The organism is Butyrivibrio sp. FCS006 (assembly GCF_000424525.1).
In the GTDB taxonomy this organism is placed as follows: domain Bacteria; phylum Bacillota; class Clostridia; order Lachnospirales; family Lachnospiraceae; genus Butyrivibrio.
This window is the reverse complement of sequence record NZ_KE384203.1, coordinates 767,391-783,836: the sequence shown is the minus strand read 5'-3', so window position 1 is coordinate 783,836 and position 16,446 is coordinate 767,391. Positions and strand designations below refer to the sequence as shown.

The window sequence follows — 16,446 nt, the reverse complement described above, 5'->3', positions numbered from 1 at the left end:
AGGAAATCATTTGCTATACTCCCTGAGTCCATAGTAATAGAACTTCTTGATCTTCTCCTTGAGAGATGCAGGCTCGATGACTATGGCATCTCTGCCAAAACGCTTGAAGTATTCTTCCAGCTGAAGCTCAGGCCAGTCAAAGTAGTACAGGTCTCCTTCAATCTTTGAAACGATGGGCCTGTTCTTGGTGATCACCTTAAACTTTTTAACTCCATATTTGTTCAGACGAACGACTGCCTGAACTGTTAATGACACTGAATGAGGGCTCCGGATAGCTTTTTCCTGGAGCTCTTTTTGTATGTCAGGGTCCACGGGAAAGGTGTCGGGAGTTACGAAGACGCTTCTAAGGCGTGATATTCTAAATGTCCTTGGCTTTCCGGTCTTTCTGTCTTTGCATAGCAGGTAGTTGCACTGCTCTTCTTTGGATGGGGCAATGATATATGGCTCAACGCGGAAAGCTCTTTCTTCATCGGAGGATGTGTTGGTAAAAGAGAGAATCCTGTGCTCTTTAAGTGCCCTGGAGATATCCTCATAGGTGTCTTTGAAGATGATCATTTCTCTTTCGCTTCTCGGAATGGACAGATACGAATTAAACATGTCCTTAAGGTACTGGGACAGAGAAGTGTCTTTTAACATGTTGTTCTCGATGATCCTCAGGATCTCATAAGAAGATCCGCTTACGGTAAGAGTGAGGGCGGAGTTCTTGCTGCTCTGCATAGAGTCGGTTTTGATGTATGTACTTATGATCTTGTCCGCCAGGAGGGCAGCGTCCTTGTCACTGATTGAGGTGATGCTGGTCAGATCCTGCTTGATGTTGGTGAGCAGGTTTTCACTGTCGTGCCTGTAGCGGTCGAAGTAATTGACGATCAGGGTCTTCAGGAATGAGTTGAGGTTGACGGACTCGTCCTTCTTGGTGAATTCGAAGAGTTCTGCGTCGTTTATGAGTCTTGTTCTGGTGTCGTCTGAAAGGTAGATTTTGTATTTCTCGGTCATTGTGCACCTCTTAATTGGGGTTGTGAATTGATGTGATTATTGGCTAAATACTGTATATAATACATTATATTGGGGTTGCGACATGGAGTCAATCTGCATCTTTTTATCTCCAACTATAAGGGCTATGATTAAAACACAACAAAGACACAGACAGCAATCATTACAGGATGGCTAGTGGTAAAGCACCGGATCATTGATCCGGAAACGCGGGTCCGAATCCCGCTCCAACCCTTCGGGGTGTATGTGTCTTGAAGGTGCATACAGCAACTAATACTGATCCCGCGACTGTGAATCGCGTCCCTGCACAGCAGGGCGAGTGTGCCGGGCACTATAACCCGGTTGCACCTAGATAAGAGAGGAAATAAAGATGTTACACTTTTTAAAGAGAGAAGCAAACAAAACATATACAGAGAACGGCGCAGCAACTTACGTTTCAACAAAGTCCGACTGCCTGGATCTCTTTGCAACAATCGGCGCGCTCAGGCACGCATCTGATGAAGATATCATAGCCAGATTCACAAGAGCTTATGCCGAGGATGCTGATCTTGCCATGAAGATGCTTTTCTTCGCAAGAGACATAAGAGGTGGCCTTGGCGAGAGAAGAGTCTTCAAGGTTATCCTTAAATACCTGGCTGAGTGCGAGCCTGAATCAGTTAGAAAGAACATCGAGTTCGTTGCTGAGTACGGCAGATACGATGATCTTTTGGCGCTGTTTGGTACACCGGTAGAAAAAGAAGTGCTGGCGTATTTTGACAAAGCGCTCAAAGCCGATATGGCTGCTCTTTCAGCAGATAAGGAAAATGCCGGAGTATCTCTTTTGGCTAAATGGCTTCCTTCAGTAAATACAAGCAACAAAGAAGCTGTCAGAAATGCCAGGAAGATAGCAAGAGCGATGCAGATGACTGATGCTGAGTACCGCAAGGCGTTGTCTGCCCTCAGAGCACAGATCAGAATCATAGAGAACAATCTCCGCGAGAGAGACTACTCTTTTGACTATGCGAAGCAGCCTTCAAAGGCCCTGTACAAATACAGACAGGCATTCATCAGAAACGACAAGGCAAGGTATGAGTCTTTTATTCAAAGAGCGGCTGAAGATCCTTCAGTAATACACACCGGTACGCTAACACCTTATGATGTTATCGCGCCTGTATTAAGGAGAAAAGAGCTCTCTGAGGCCGAGAGACGTGCCATGGATGCAACATGGAATGCGCTTGAGAATTACGCCGGCGCTGACAATTCCCTTGTTGTGGTAGATGGCTCAGCCTCAATGTACTGGAATGCTAACCCAAGCCCTGCAGCAGTGGCACAGTCACTGGGTATCTACTTTGCAGAAAGAAATACCGGCGCATTCCATAACCACTTCATAACTTTCTCTACAAACCCAAGACTCATCGAGATCAAGGGCAGAGACATAGTTGATAAAGTGCGTTACTGCATGAGCTTCAATGAGTGCAGCAATACAAATATTGAAAAGACATTTATGCTTTTGCTTCAGACTGCAGTGCGAAACAGGCTCAGACAGTCTGATATGCCGGAAAAGCTTTATATAATCTCTGATATGGAGTTTGACTGCTGTGCCGGCGATGCAAAGGCAACTAACTTTGAAAATGCCAAAAGAGAATTTGAGAAAAGAGGCTACAGGCTTCCTCAGGTGATCTTCTGGAATGTTAACAGCCGCAATATTCAGCAGCCTGTCAGGATGAATGATCAGGGCGTGGCGCTGGTATCAGGCTGCAGCCCACAGGTCTTTTCAATGTTAAAAGACGGTAACTTGGAACCATATAAATTCATGATGAGCGTCCTTTCAGCTCCGCGCTATGAAAGGATCGCGGCTTAAGGTAATATAAGTGGCAGGGAGTGTGAGCGCTTCCTGCCGGATTGGAAGGATACAATGAATACAATTGAGATAAAGGGTAAGGTAAATACTGCTCTTTGCTATGCCAAGGTTGTTGAGGACGAGGCAATAGAGCAGATAAGACGAATGTGCGACTATCCTATGACTGAGGGGTCAAAGATCAGGATCATGCCTGACGTTCACGCGGGCAAGGGCTGCACAATCGGAACAACAATGACAATCACAGACAAGGCAGTGCCAAACGTGGTCGGCGTGGACATCGGCTGCGGAATGTACACTGTTAACCTTGGCAAGCAGCCCATTGACCTTGAGAAGTTTGATATGGCTGCTTTCACCATCCCTTCAGGAATGGAGGTCTGGGATGGAAGAGTCGAGAAGTTTGATCTTACTGAGCTTCGCTGCTATCGTCAGCTCAAGGATACAAAGCGCCTTGAGAGATCTTTGGGCACACTTGGCGGTGGAAATCACTTCATTGAGATCGACAGAGCTGCGGATGGAACACAGTATCTGATCATACATTCAGGCTCTCGAAATCTCGGAAAGCAGGTGGCTGAGCTTTATCAGACCCTGGCAGTTGACCTTGCCAAGGGGATAGGAGACTATCTTGAGGCAAGAGATCAGCTGATAAAGGAGTACAAGGAGCAGGGCAGACGCACTGAGATCCAGGCAGCGTTAAAAGAGCTTTATGACAAGAAGTACGTAGAGCACCCATCCACTATGCCTGAGGATCTGTGCTACTTGTCCGGCCAGTACCTTGAGGACTACCTCCATGACGTGGAGATATGCCAGAGATTTGCTCGGATAAACCGTGAGAAGATGGCGGAGATTCTTTTGCAAAAGACCGGTCTCTCAGCCGGAGAGTCTTTTCACACAATTCACAACTACATTGATACCGAGGAGATGATCCTCAGGAAGGGCTCTATTGCAGCTCACAAGGGCGAGAAGGTTCTCATCCCGATCAATATGAGGGACGGATCTGTCCTTGCCATCGGCAAGGGAAATCCTGAGTGGAACTACTCAGCTCCTCACGGTGCAGGAAGACTCATGTCCAGAACTGCAGCAAAGAACAACCTCTCAATGGAGGAGTACAAGGAGTCAATGAAGGGGATTTACACTTCATCTGTCTGCGAGGCGACCATCGATGAGGCGCCAATGGCATACAAGTCACTGGAGGATATCATTGATGTGATCAAGGAGTCAGTGGAGATAATTGATGTGATGAAGCCTATATATAATTTTAAGGCTTCGAACTGAGATGGGTCTTCGGATGGATTTTATACTACAAGTTGAATAGACAGGTAAGGCTTTTGGTGTTACTATTCGATATAGAAAGTGATAAGCGGAGCAGAACACGTGCTTCGGGAAAGGAAAAAACATGACAACAATGAATCGCAGTTATTGCCTCTATAGTGAAAGTTATCAGTCAACACTTGGAAAATATTCAGAGTGTGGATTATATTTCATGCTTTCATTTAAGGATAGGCAAATGCGAGAAAATGTTGTTGACATGCGAACCCGGTGGGAATAAGACCAGGCTTTTGCAGATAGATTAACATGTTTAGGCGGCCGCTTACCTTGGATGAAAGGTAGGCGGTTTTTTATTGGTTTGAGTGACATGTGGAAAGGAGCAGAAAAATGGTAACATTTCCGGCAATAGATATGGAGGCAACCGGGCAGAATATCACTAAGCTACGTAAGGATGCAGGCCTGACCGTTAGAGACCTGCAGGGGATGTTTGGATTTACAACACCACAGGCCATTTACAAGTGGCAGAAGGGAACAGCGATGCCAACCCTGGACAACCTGGTTGTGCTGGCGGTGGTCTTTAATGTTCCCATCGATGACATACTCATCGTTGATAACGGCTTTCAGGCGCAGGTAGGCGCCTGAACGATTAAATTGGATAGAGGAGCTGCGCTTTGGGCGCGGCTCCGGGAGCAAGGGTAAGTAGCGAATCGGCAAACGCGGCGGACTGTAAATCCGCTCTCTTCGGAGGTAATGGGCTCGACACCCATCTTGCCCACTAAAGTGTCATCTGATGACACTATTTCTTTTCCCTATTAGAGATTAATAAACTGGCAAGAAGTGTAACAGGCACAGCAAGTACAGATATGAGCGTAGCAGCTCCTGTACTGATGCTGTGTTTGTTTTTGTCATTGGAATTATTCTCACTCATGGCAGATATCCTTTCTGTGAACCAAATATTTGATAAAATAATTATAGTGCTTATTAATGGTTATGCCAAAAGGCTTGTCGCCCGGCGCGTTTAGGGAGCTATGTATGATACGATGAGTAAAGACATATTCTATGACAAAGATATCAGGGAGCCACTGTTTGATTTCCTCGAAAGCTCTTTTGGAAAAGTAAGGATTCTCGAGGAGAAGAGAACCGGCAGCGCTAGGGCGGATGTTGTCATGATCACGCCGGATTATCTGTATGGTATCGAGATAAAAAGCGATGCTGATACTTACGCCAGGCTCGAGAAGCAGGTTAAGAACTACAACTGGTATTACGATCGCAACATCATCGTGGTAGGCTCGTCACACGCAGCCCATGTAAAAGAGCATGTTCCCGACTGGTGGGGCATCATCACGGTTGAAGCTGACGAGAACGGAGCGCCGGACTTTTATGTGATGAGGCAGGCGGACGTCAATCCCAGAGTAAAAGACAAGAGGAAGATCTCCATACTTTGGAGGATTGAGTTAAATCATCTTTTAGAGAAAAATGATCTTCCAAAATATAAAGAAAAGAGCAAGCTCTTTGTACAGGAAAAGCTCATTGAAAAAGTCCCCGGCGATGTCCTGTGGAAGCAGGCATACGAGGAATTGTTTGAGAGAGACTACAACACGATAGCGGAAGAAATTGAGACATATAGAAAGAACAAGCGAAAAGGAGGAAACAAATGAGCAGAGTTAATTTCGGAGCAAAACCACTTATGTACCCACAGCCGGTCCTAATCATCGCGACCTATGATGAGAATGGAGTACCAAATGCCATGAACGCAGCCTGGGGCATAACCACTGACTTTAAGGAAATTACAATCAGTTTGTCAGAGCACAAGACTACTGACAATCTTGCAAAAAGAGGCGCTTTCACAGTGAGCCTTGCTACAGAAGCGCAGGTAATCCCTTGCGATTATGTCGGCATTGAATCAGGCAGAAAAGTACCTGACAAATTTGAAAAGGCCGGATTCCACGCAGTAAAGAGCGAGTTTGTAGACGCTCCGTTAATTGAGGAATTGCCTGTTGCTCTTGAGTGCAAGGTGAAGAGCTTCGAAGATGGCATCCTTCTTGGAGAGATCGTAAATGTCTCTGCAGATGAAAGCGTAGTGACAGATGGTGCTGTCGATATCACAAAGGTAAGACCTATAAGCTTTGATCCGTTCGGTAATGGATATTACGGAATCGGAGAAAAGGTTGGAAATGCTTTTAAAGATGGCGCAAAGCTGAAGTAATGGAGAAAGATGGGCTACCGGATTTCACTATTCGGTAGCCCATTTCTTGGATTACAGTAGAACGGTGATTACTCATTATCGGACTAAGCTGCATATATCTGGAAAACTGGTCCGACTTTTTAGCTTGAAATCCAATGAAAATGTAAGGGGAATAGCTCGTTTATCGGACTAAGCTGCATATATTCGGAAAACTGGTCCGACTTTTTTGCTTGAAATCCAATGAAACTTAAAGGAAAATAGTCAATTTATCGGACTAGTGATTCTGTGGAGTATGGTCAGTCCGACTATAGCGTCTCTCGAGAAGTTAAGAAAGACATTTTTCTTTAAAAAAGTCGGCCTAAATAAGACGTTTATACTTCTTAATCCGACGACCCATGAAATTCTATAAAAATCACTAAGCCAAACAAAGACTTAGGTGTACTACACATAGCACCGAACCCCAATTTTGACATATAATTAAAAGGACTGATCATGCAGGAGGACTTGTACAAAGAAACATGTGGAAGATCAAGCAGATATTTGATGGAGATTATGGTTGCGAGGAGCTCCAGCCGGGACAGAAGCCTAAGGTGTCAGTAACTCTTGTCGATGAAGCCGGGAACGAGAAGTTTGTATCAGCTGAAGACGACTGGCTTGTGGAACAAGGCTTAGATGTTGGCTCAGAGTGGCCATCAGGAGAATGAGATGAAGAAAGTGAGAATCACTGTTAAGAAGATCGCCCGATATGAGGATCTCATGGCAGAGTATGAAAATCCAATAGAGCACGCCTGCTCAATGGAGCTTGGCCAAACCTTTGTCTGCAATGGCTGGGAAAAGCCGGAAGGTTTCTGCAATAGCGCCTGGGAGACAGTTTCTCCTTTTGTGATGACTCTGGCCCATGGCGGAGAGAATTTCTATGACGGATGGATGAAGAATCCCAAGTCTGCGATGATTTCCTGTAACGATGGATTCAGACCGGTGAGCTTTTTGATTGAGACGATGGATGAGGACTGAGCATGTTAGAAGATAAAGCGCGACTTATCATCAATGATATAAAGAATGAAGCAGGCACAAGCCCTGTTGCCATATTCAAAAGAATGGCCAAGAAGGACTACGTGAGTATCCACGGCCCGGAGCATCATATATTAGATGGTGCATGTCTTTTGATAGCATACAAGAATGCCGGCGGCGATATCAACATCGATGAGGCTCTCGAAAAGCTTCTTGGGGAAGGCCTCAGAATGCCCGGAGCCATGTGCGGACTTTGGGGAGTCTGCGGAGCAGTGACATCTATTGGAGCAGCTCTTTCAATAATTGATGGAACAGGCCCGCTATCTGCTGATGGCACCTGGGGAAATCATATGCAGTTCACCTCAGCCGCCCTGAGTGAGCTCGGAAAGGTGAACGGCCCTCGATGCTGCAAAAGGGACGCCATGATCTCTTTTAAAAATGGAATCGAATATGTTAACGAGCACTATAACGTAAAGCTTGAGTATGAGCAGCAGGAATGTGAGTTTTCTTCCGAAAATCAGCAGTGCATAAGGGCGAAGTGCCCATTTTGTTCAAATAAAGAGAATTAAACCACAGGTTTAGTTACATAACGATCTGAAATTGATACAATCACTTCATAATTCAATAAATGAGCAGAAGCAGATTTGACAATTGTTACCGGTGAATTACGCCATAACTGGGTTCAAATCTGCTTTTTTGTTCCTTGAAAACTGAATATGGAGTTACAAATCATTAAATGAAATTATGGAGGATTGTTATGAATTCCAAGATGAAAATTAAAAATCAGATCGCTTACATCTACCAGGCAAAAAGAGGAAGAAAGCGCTACAATGCGCAGATGTCCACGACCTATATTCTCTACATGATGCTCGGTAGTGCATTTAAAAAGTGCATATTTGCCAGCTCTTCTATGGAGGACCGCCTGAAGTTTGAGTATATGAAAATGCCCGTTGCTGATCAGTACGAGACAGAAGATAAGATAATCGACTGGATGGAGAAAACGATAGCCATTCAGGCATGTGAGGAAATTTGGTGCAAAGTATTTACCTATCAGGAAGGTGGTTGCATTGGCATTCGCTTTGAAACATATGTTGGCGCCATAGAGGTGCTTGTTGATGAGAATGGGGATGCGTTTCAACGCATAAAAAAAGAAACGAGCAGGCCACAACAATAAGTGTGGTGAAAACCCGTTTCTTAATTTGAATCTATTCTAAAACATAGAAAATGTCAATATGGTCGCAATAAAGATATAATAATGATTATTCTTGCTTTAGGAGGAGCTATTCGGAAATGGATTCTTTAGATCAAAGAATGAGCTTGCCGATACAGGGCGTAAGCATAGATTGGAACAAAATAGATGAGGGGAGCTACCTTCGCGGGATTGAGGCAATTAAAGGGCTGGAGGAGTTGTCTTTTAACAAGAATATCACGATCTTTGTTGGCGAAAATGGTAGTGGTAAGTCTACGATGTTGGAGGCGATTGCCGTAAGTTATGGATTTAATCCGGAAGGCGGAACCAGAAACTACAGCTTCTCTACATATGATTCACACTCAGAGCTGTGTGATGCCATCAGACTTTCCAGAGGAATCAGAAAGCCGAAGTGGGGATATTTCCTGAGGGCGGAGAGCTTTTACAATGTGGCTTCTGCTGAGGTCGAGTACAGCAAATGGGGTGGTGTGCCTCAGCAGTATCATGAGAAGTCCCATGGAGAGAGCTTTCTGAAGCTGGTTCAGGATAACTTCGGCGGACAGGGGATATATCTTTTGGATGAGCCGGAGGCTGCGTTGTCTCCGCAGAGGCAATTGACCCTGCTCCTGGAGATCGTGAACTGTGCGAAAGAAGATTCGCAGTTTATCATGGTTACACATTCTCCTATTCTTCTGGGTATACCCGGGGCGGAGATCCTCAGCTTCGATGAGGGGCAGATTCACCCGATCGAATATGAGGATACGGACAGCTATCAGATAACGAAGATGTTCATTGAGAACAAGGAGCAGCTTCTTAAAAGACTTTTATGACTCCCTTTTCTGACAGAAGATTGGTTTGTCGTTGTGGTCTATCTCCAAAGTATCCGGAGAAACTCTTATTAGTGCAGTGCCTACAGGCTCGGTGATATGAGCCATGACATCAGGATCAAGCCGGGTGACTTCTGCTATGCTCATCAGGGCGATGTTTTTGTAATCATCATTGTAAGCATCATCCTCGTTGCCGGCCATGAAGCACCATCCGCTGTCATTGTCCCTGACTGATTCATCACGGGTCATGTAGCCGACTTTCCAGCCTTCTTCCAGGATCTTTTTTGAAACATATGCAATCTGCCCCATCATGTCTCTGCGCTGTATCATGTCCTGATAGAACTCTGCGTGGGCCAGGAACTCTTTTACCGAATCGCCGCTTGGAGCGTGATCGGTGTTGATGTCTTCGATGTTTTTGTCCCAGATGAGCTTATCGTCGGCCTCTGTTCTCAGAAGCACAGCAAGTTCCAGCATCTCTTTTTCTGTAGCATCTATAGAAGTCTGGGTTTCGTTGACAAGCTCTTTTCCCTGAGATCCATAAGTATAAACCACCACTTCGCCGCGATCATAGATGGTCGCCTTGACTGCGCCCAGGTTCTCCTTGTCGTTATAGAATATCATGAAGCTGGACAGTTTCTCGTTAACATACCAGTCGAATTCCGTGCCATTGTTTCCGTTCATGTAAAAGACAGCGCCGTTATTCTCCAGGTTTGACCTGCTTACGCCGGGGAGGTGGGTCTCAAGGCAGTTGTCCATTATTTGTTTGAGTTCTGTAAGAATTCTGTTCATTTTAAAATTTCCTCGTTTCTATGGCTTAAATATGGGGTGTTGCAGTTGTTTAGAAATATTTTATCAATATTTTAGGCAATTGCTATCGTTTTAATGTAAAATAAATTTGCATGACTATATTATCAAGGAGAAAGTTTGTTGCATAAACTCTCTGATGAAATAAAAAAATCATATGAGAATCTTAGGATTCCGTTGGTCATTATGGGGCCGGGTGCAAGCGGTGAATTTGAACCGCTTGTTATTTCTGATGGCTTTCTCGAGCAGAATAATATTTCCAGAGAAGAGTTGTATGGCTATTACGGTGACAAGCTGAAAGTAGGCCTGTTCGACAGAGTTCATCCCGCTGAAGAGGAAAAGCTTAAGAAAATCAGTTTCGATTTTCTTGATAAGAAAACCGACTATGACATTACGTTCAGAGTCAGATTGGATGACGGTTTTCACCTTATGCATGGAATCGGCTATTGGCAGACCATGGAAGATGGAACTGATGTAGCCTTCATAGTTTACAACGACGTTCAAAAGCATGAACAGAGTCTTTTGGAAATATCAAATAAGTACAAGCTGTTCCAAAATGATGAATTCTATATCGACGCGCTAACCAATCTGCCAAACATTAACTATACTAACAAATATGGCACTAATAAGATACAGGAAATTGTTGCCGGTGGCGGAACTCCTGTGACTCTTTATGCGGACATTGATTCTATGCAGTCCTATAACAGGAGATATGGGATTAAAAGAGGTGACGACCTCCTTGTACTTGTTGCCAATGTTCTTGCGGCTGAGTTTCCTCATGCAATGGTTTCGAGAATCTTCTCTGACCATTTCGGAATTGTTGATGAATATCATGGCGAAGAAGATATTATCAGCAAAATTGAGAAGGTAAATTCCGAGATTAAATTAAGAGCCTATGGCACAACGACTGGACTGAATGTCGGAATATTTGTGGGCAATGAGAACGTTACGCACGAAGAAGCTGTTGACCATGCTGTTAGAGCCAATAAACTTGTGGGTGAGGATCTGAATAAGTTCTACAGATTCTACACCGAAGAGGATGATACTCTTTATAATCACCAGAGATACATTATTGAAAATTTCGATAAGGCTAAGGAACAGGGCTGGATAAAGGTCTTTTACCAGTGCTTCCTGCGCATTGAAACCGGCAATGGCATGGGATTTGAGGCTTTAGCGAGATGGATGGATCCTGTGCATGGACTTATAAATCCGGCTGAATTCATACCTGCTCTTGAAAAGTATCATCTGATGCATGAGATGGATCTTTATATGTTTGAGACGGTATGTAAAGAGATAAGGATCCGTTACGAGGAGGGACTTCCTCTTTTACCTGTTTCTATTAATTTCTCGCGTCAGGATTTTGACTATATAGATGTGGTTGGTGAGATCAACAGGATCTATGATAAGTATGATATCAGCAAGTATGGCATGGATAAGAGTTACTTCTATATTGAGATCACGGAACAGGGACTGGCAACAGCTACGGACAAGTTCTATGAGCAGCTGGCCAAGATCCGTGAAAATGGCTACAAGCTTTGGGTGGATGATTTCGGTAGCGGATATTCATCCCTCAATGTCTTCAGTAATTTTGATATAGATCTGATCAAGTTTGACATGAATCTTCTGATGAACCTTGACTCCAGAAACGGAGCTAACAGGGTCATAATCAAGGCTATGATCGATGTCGCCCACAAGCTGGGAATCCATACCCTTTGCGAAGGCATGGAGACTGCTGAGCAGAGGCAGTTCCTCTTAGAGGCCGGGTGCGAGCTTGGCCAGGGATACTATTACCACATTCCTGAGAGCCTGGATACTATTCTGGACAGACTCCACAAGGATATTCCTATTCCTAAGTGGGAGTCGGAAGATGAGAGGAATGAGAGGGAGAAGGACTACAGGGGAGAGACTGGAGAGATGAGCCCGGAGAGATGAGCCGATAATATGGATATGAGATGAAGCCCACGTGAGTGTGGGCTTCTTTTTTTGCGTGGGGCAGGGCGGTATTCATATATGTACAGCCAGTTTTGTGTCCACAAGCCGGATTACTTGCTCAAAGTACTGCCAAACTATGTTTTTGCTGTGTCCACTTCTTGGGGTTCGTTTTAATGCGCCATTTCATGCTCTGCTACGGTATTTTAAGAGTTTTTGTTCAGGGACAGTAAGGCTCCATGCGCCTATTCATGCCTTGCTACGGTATATTAAGAGTTTTTGTTCTAGGACAGTAAGGCTCCATGCACCTATTCAAGCTTTGCTACGGTATATTAAGAGTTTTTGCTCCAGGACAGTAGCCCCCTGTGAATCACTTCAATTTCCCTTACGGTATATTTAAAGTTTTTGCTTCAGGACAGTAGTCCCCCGTGAATCGCTTCAGTTTCGCTTACGGTATATTAAGAGTTTTTGCTCAGGGACAGTAGTCCCCTGCGAATCACTTCAATTTCGCTTACGGTATGTATAAAGTTTTTGCTCAGGGACAGTAGTCCCTCGTGAATCACTCCATTTTCCATTACGGTATCTATGCAATTTCCCCTTCAGGACAGTAATTGGCCTCCCATACTCTAAGATAAAACTTGCACAAGGGGTTCTCCCTACCTCAGCGTGCATCCCTTCCTGTACTCTCCTTCTGCCGGCCCCTTAGTGACCTAAACGCATGAAATACCAAAACGTCAAGAATGGGCGCTTTTTGCCCACTTGCTCTGTTCTTGACGTTTTGGTATTTCATGCTACAATCCCCGAAATCAGGGGGCGGCAGAAGAGAACAGGCATTTTTATTGGACTCAATTTGTGGCAGAATAAAGATACCCAAAGAAATACCAAAGTAAATATCCATGTAAATACCCAGAAAGCATCAAAAAGGCTGTTACGAAGCGTTCAAGAATAGTCGAGGCAGATACAATGAACAATAATGATTTCATCCATGATGATGACGACAGATATTTTCATGAAGAAGTAATGCATGAGGACTATTATGGCAAGATGGGTGGCCCTCGCAAGTCAAAGAAGTCCACGTCTGCAATCATATGGATCATCGGCATAATCATAGCTATAGCGACGTGGGATTCGCCTGCGGTGTTGTTCTTTTACATCCTGATTGTTTTGTCCGGGAAGTTGTCTGGAGCGTTTTGAGAGATAAGCATGATCAAGGCACATGTATTTTATGAAGATTTCTAATCTTAGACTGAAAGGCGTATTATAATGTTAGTGTCAGCTTTGTTTTTCGCAATCGCAATAATAGGTCTGTTCACCAGGCATGGCGTTTTAGCCTATGTCTGCTTTTGGATTTCAAGATTGATATTCTTTCCGACCTGCTACATCTGGATTAGGAAGAAGGCCGGAATCTAGGATAGGAGTAATGTGACGTTATGTTTTTTATCATGGGAATAACTGATGGCAGGAAGGACTTTACTTTTAACCAGCTTGTTACCTGCGCTATCTGCGGGAAGTATGGGCGATTCAACGTGTTCATGACATATACGGTGCTGTCGCTTTTCTTCATACCAACGTTTAAGTGGAACAAGCGCTACTATGTGCAGACCAGCTGCTGCGGAACTGTTTACGAGCTTGATCCGGAGATTGGAAGGGCAATCGCCAGAGGCGAAGAGGTGGAGATTCAGCAGAGTCATCTGACCAGAGTAATGGAGGGCAGAGGCTATTCAGTCGGATACAAGAAGTGCAGACAATGCGGATATGAGACAACGGAAGATTTTGATTTCTGCCCTAAGTGCGGAACTAGATTCTGAAGATATAAGAGCTTACAGAGCCCCTGACTTTTTTGAAGTCTGGGGCTTGATTTTTTTTGATACTATATTATAATAACAATTGCACGCAATTATATTGCACATAACGTATAACGCAAACGACGCGAACGACGAGTAGGAGGTAACTTAAATTGAAAAATACAGGTTTATTAGTAGCATGCGCATTTGTTTTCGGAGTAATGATCGGAATCCACAGAAGAGTGATCAAGGCTGTTATTACAGGCAGTCCAATGCCTGAAGCTCCTGCAAGTCATTTCTGGGTTAAGAATCATAGAACAGAAGATTGAAAGAGGTAGCTACAATGAGCAAGATAGAAGTTCGTTACTGTTCAAGAACAAAGTTTGGCAACACCAGAAGAATAGCCGAGGCAATAGCTGAGGGAGCCGGAGCAAAGGCAATCAGCATAGACGATGAGCCAAAGCTTACCGAGAAGGCAGACATTCTTTTCCTGGGCGGAGCGCCTTATGCAAATATCATGGCGCCTGAGCTTAGGGAATATGCTGAGAATCTGGATCCGGCTATGGTGGGGCGGATAGTTCTTTTCACCACATCTAACTGGTCGAGGAGAACAGTGCTTGCGCTTAAGAAGATATTCAAGAGCAAGGGAATCACAGTCTCCGAGGATTATTTCTATGCACACATGCTGAACATAGATGGAAAGATCGACGCAGCTAAGAAGTTCGGCGCAGAAAATTGCTAATATTGAGATGGTACATAAGCCATGTTTCGGTTTGTAAATATGCCGTTACATGGCTTTTTCTTATGCCCGGAAATATAGTATGATGTGTTAGTAGAATAGGAGGAATGAAATGGGAATTTTTGACAAGTTATTTAAAAAAGGCGAACTGAAAGAAGGACCAAAGGCAGAGCCAATGACAGCACCAGAGCAGGCCAAGGCGCCGGAGCCACAAGCAGAAGAAGCTCAGGCAGTCGGTTGGGACGCCATTGAGAAAGAGTTTTTGAGGATTTATCCCGGACAGACTAATCCCAAACACTATGGAACAATCATTAAATGGATCATGGGTGGAGACGATCCGCTGGATGGAATCAGCGTTTACGATGGCGGCGATTTCTGGCACTTTGTATCATTCGGACTTACCGAGATATACGAAAAGGAATGTGAAGATCCTGATATCAGTGGCTACGGCTACGAGCTGACCTTCAAGCTCAAGAAGAATCAGTTTGAAGATGAAGAGGCTGAGATAAGGTGCATTTGTGGCATTCTTCAGATGGTTGCCAGGATGGTATTCAAGAACGGAGATGTGTTCCAGCCGTTTGAGTATCTTTACACAGGGCAGACAGAGGGCATCGATGCTTACAGAAAGTCCAACCTGACCGGATTTATCACGATCAAGGATCCAACAGTTGAGACTATCGATACACCTAACGGCAAAGTTGAGTTCCTGGAGCTCATTGGAATGACTGACGCCGAGCTTAAGACATTGTCTGACAGAGCGTCTGTTGAAGCGCTTTACAACAAGCTGCAGTCGGATGTTACGGATTATCACAGGGAGTCAGTGGCTTGAGGAGAACCGTATGGAACTGATAGTTAAGCACTTTGACGAGCTCAGCACAAAAGAGCTTTATGAGATATTGAAGACGAGAGCAGAAATCTTTGTTGTCGAGCAGGACTGCGTGTATCAGGACCTTGACGACAAAGATCAGGACGCCATCCATGTCTTTTGCTGGAATGATAAAGGGCGAGTGGCCGGCTCCCTTCGCGTTTTCATGAAGGACGAGGAGAACAAGGTCGCTCAGATTGGCAGAGTGGTCACCCTCGAACATGGCAAGGGGCTGGGAAGAAAGCTGCTTAAAAAAGGCGTGGAGGTTGCCGAAAGGTCTTTTGACGCAGACAGAATCTATCTCGAGGCTCAGAAGTATGCAATCGGATATTATGCAAAAGAGGGCTTCGAGGTGACCTCGGATGAGTTCCTGGAGGACGGAATTCCGCACGTGCAGATGGAGCGCAGACGCCGTGTGGACATCGAGGCGGCTGTGGCGCGGATCACTGCCATGGAAGAGATTCTGGACGAGGCTTTGAGAAGGATGGATGCAGCCGGGGAGCGTCCGCAAGACCTGCTTGACTATCAATATGAGGTAAAAGAGCTTTCGGAGTATTACACGGGCCCTGACTGGAAGGCGGACTTTGCGCTTGACGAGGATGGGCTTCTGCCAAAGGACCTGAAGCGCGGAGTGCTTTCTGAAGATGGGATTTATGATGCGCTTGAGCGGAACAAAGAATTGCTGGAAAGGATAAGGTGAACGAGGATGATCAAGATTTACGGAATGCCCACATGCCCATACTGCGACTACATTCATGAGCAGATCGTTGGGCGCGAGAGTGAGTTTGAGTACATTAACATCGGCGAGAACATCAGGAATATGAGTGCTTTCACAAGGCTTCGCGATAATAATCCGGCCTTTGACCACTCCAAGGAGATCGGCGATGTCGGGATACCGGCATTTGTTCTTGAAGATGGCAGCATTACGCTGGACCCAGCAGTTGTGGGACTTGTTGAGTATGGAACGGAAGGTGCCTGCTCGATTGAGGATCATAAGAGCGGGAAAGGGTGCTGAAT

At 44.9% G+C, this 16,446-nt stretch carries 20 protein-coding genes and 2 tRNA genes; 20 read left to right on the top strand and 2 right to left on the bottom strand.

Annotated elements, in window-relative coordinates; all coding sequences use genetic code 11:
* Window positions 1-6 precede the first annotated feature (6 nt).
* Window positions 7-993, bottom strand: coding sequence for a WYL domain-containing protein (locus G633_RS0110860; protein WP_026519936.1), 987 nt, complete (start codon window positions 991-993; stop codon window positions 7-9).
* Window positions 994-1,158: 165 nt separating this feature from the next.
* Here G633_RS0110860 and G633_RS0110855 point away from each other — a divergent pair.
* From G633_RS0110855 to G633_RS0110800, 12 genes are all read left to right on the top strand, one after another.
* Window positions 1,159-1,221: transfer RNA gene (locus tag G633_RS0110855), tRNA-Asn, on the top strand.
* Window positions 1,222-1,360: 139 nt separating this feature from the next.
* Entirely contained in the window at window positions 1,361-2,830 is a 1,470-nt protein-coding gene (locus G633_RS0110850) for a DUF2828 family protein (protein ID WP_026519935.1), read from the top strand.
* Between the two features lie 54 nt (window positions 2,831-2,884).
* Window positions 2,885-4,102 (top strand): RNA-splicing ligase RtcB, encoded by a 1,218-nt coding sequence (locus tag G633_RS0110845; RefSeq protein ID WP_026519934.1) that lies wholly within the window; start codon window positions 2,885-2,887, stop codon window positions 4,100-4,102.
* Between the two features lie 381 nt (window positions 4,103-4,483).
* Window positions 4,484-4,738: a helix-turn-helix domain-containing protein gene (locus G633_RS0110840; protein ID WP_026519933.1), complete on the top strand. Its 255-nt coding sequence runs from the start codon at window positions 4,484-4,486 to the stop codon at window positions 4,736-4,738.
* 51 nt (window positions 4,739-4,789) lie between these two features.
* Window positions 4,790-4,871: transfer RNA gene (locus G633_RS0110835), tRNA-Tyr, on the top strand.
* Between the two features lie 277 nt (window positions 4,872-5,148).
* Entirely contained in the window at window positions 5,149-5,754 is a 606-nt protein-coding gene (locus G633_RS0110830) for a sce7726 family protein (RefSeq protein ID WP_026519932.1), read from the top strand.
* The gene (locus G633_RS0110825; protein ID WP_026519931.1) at window positions 5,751-6,302 is read left to right on the top strand and encodes a flavin reductase family protein; all 552 of its coding nucleotides are present in this window, start codon (window positions 5,751-5,753) and stop codon (window positions 6,300-6,302) included. Before G633_RS0110830 ends, G633_RS0110825 begins: the two co-directional genes overlap by 4 nt.
* Before the next feature lie 497 nt (window positions 6,303-6,799).
* A complete protein-coding gene (locus G633_RS0110820; protein WP_026519930.1) occupies window positions 6,800-6,985 on the top strand; it encodes a hypothetical protein in 186 nt (61 codons plus the stop codon).
* Between the two features lies 1 nt (window position 6,986).
* On the top strand, window positions 6,987-7,295 hold the full coding sequence (locus G633_RS0110815) for a TIGR04076 family protein (protein ID WP_026519929.1): 309 nt from the start codon (window positions 6,987-6,989) through the stop codon (window positions 7,293-7,295).
* A gap of 2 nt (window positions 7,296-7,297) precedes the next feature.
* Entirely contained in the window at window positions 7,298-7,861 is a 564-nt protein-coding gene (locus tag G633_RS0110810) for a DUF5714 domain-containing protein (RefSeq protein ID WP_026519928.1), read from the top strand.
* A gap of 200 nt (window positions 7,862-8,061) precedes the next feature.
* Window positions 8,062-8,466, top strand: coding sequence for a hypothetical protein (locus tag G633_RS0110805; RefSeq protein ID WP_207638107.1), 405 nt, complete (start codon window positions 8,062-8,064; stop codon window positions 8,464-8,466).
* 116 nt (window positions 8,467-8,582) lie between these two features.
* Window positions 8,583-9,311: an AAA family ATPase gene (locus G633_RS0110800; RefSeq protein WP_026519926.1), complete on the top strand. Its 729-nt coding sequence runs from the start codon at window positions 8,583-8,585 to the stop codon at window positions 9,309-9,311.
* Here G633_RS0110800 and G633_RS19355 read toward each other — a convergent pair.
* Complete coding sequence (locus G633_RS19355; RefSeq protein ID WP_051200120.1) at window positions 9,306-10,097, bottom strand: DUF2185 domain-containing protein; 792 nt, start codon at window positions 10,095-10,097, stop codon at window positions 9,306-9,308. The genes G633_RS0110800 and G633_RS19355 overlap by 6 nt on opposite strands.
* A 138-nt stretch (window positions 10,098-10,235) precedes the next feature.
* On the opposite strand from G633_RS19355, the gene G633_RS0110790 reads away from it, so the two are divergent.
* The 8 genes from G633_RS0110790 (at window position 10,236) to G633_RS0110750 (ending at window position 16,444) form a co-directional block, all read left to right on the top strand.
* Entirely contained in the window at window positions 10,236-12,044 is a 1,809-nt protein-coding gene (locus G633_RS0110790; protein ID WP_026519925.1) for an EAL domain-containing protein, read from the top strand.
* Window positions 12,045-13,004: 960 nt separating this feature from the next.
* Window positions 13,005-13,235: a hypothetical protein gene (locus G633_RS0110780; RefSeq protein ID WP_026519924.1), complete on the top strand. Its 231-nt coding sequence runs from the start codon at window positions 13,005-13,007 to the stop codon at window positions 13,233-13,235.
* Window positions 13,236-13,471: 236 nt separating this feature from the next.
* Window positions 13,472-13,849: a zinc ribbon domain-containing protein gene (locus G633_RS0110775; RefSeq protein ID WP_026519923.1), complete on the top strand. Its 378-nt coding sequence runs from the start codon at window positions 13,472-13,474 to the stop codon at window positions 13,847-13,849.
* A gap of 149 nt (window positions 13,850-13,998) precedes the next feature.
* Window positions 13,999-14,154 (top strand): hypothetical protein, encoded by a 156-nt coding sequence (locus tag G633_RS19945; RefSeq protein WP_022770933.1) that lies wholly within the window; start codon window positions 13,999-14,001, stop codon window positions 14,152-14,154.
* Between the two features lie 14 nt (window positions 14,155-14,168).
* Complete coding sequence (locus G633_RS19350; protein WP_051200118.1) at window positions 14,169-14,567, top strand: flavodoxin family protein; 399 nt, start codon at window positions 14,169-14,171, stop codon at window positions 14,565-14,567.
* 109 nt (window positions 14,568-14,676) lie between these two features.
* A complete protein-coding gene (locus G633_RS0110760; protein WP_026519922.1) occupies window positions 14,677-15,393 on the top strand; it encodes a suppressor of fused domain protein in 717 nt (238 codons plus the stop codon).
* A gap of 10 nt (window positions 15,394-15,403) precedes the next feature.
* Window positions 15,404-16,129, top strand: a complete 726-nt coding sequence (locus G633_RS20405; protein ID WP_081664753.1) for a GNAT family N-acetyltransferase — start codon at window positions 15,404-15,406, stop codon at window positions 16,127-16,129.
* Between the two features lie 6 nt (window positions 16,130-16,135).
* Window positions 16,136-16,444 carry a hypothetical protein gene (locus G633_RS0110750; RefSeq protein ID WP_026519921.1) on the top strand — a complete coding sequence of 103 codons (309 nt, stop codon included), beginning with the start codon at window positions 16,136-16,138 and terminating at the stop codon, window positions 16,442-16,444.
* The last annotated feature ends 2 nt before the right edge of the window (window positions 16,445-16,446 follow it).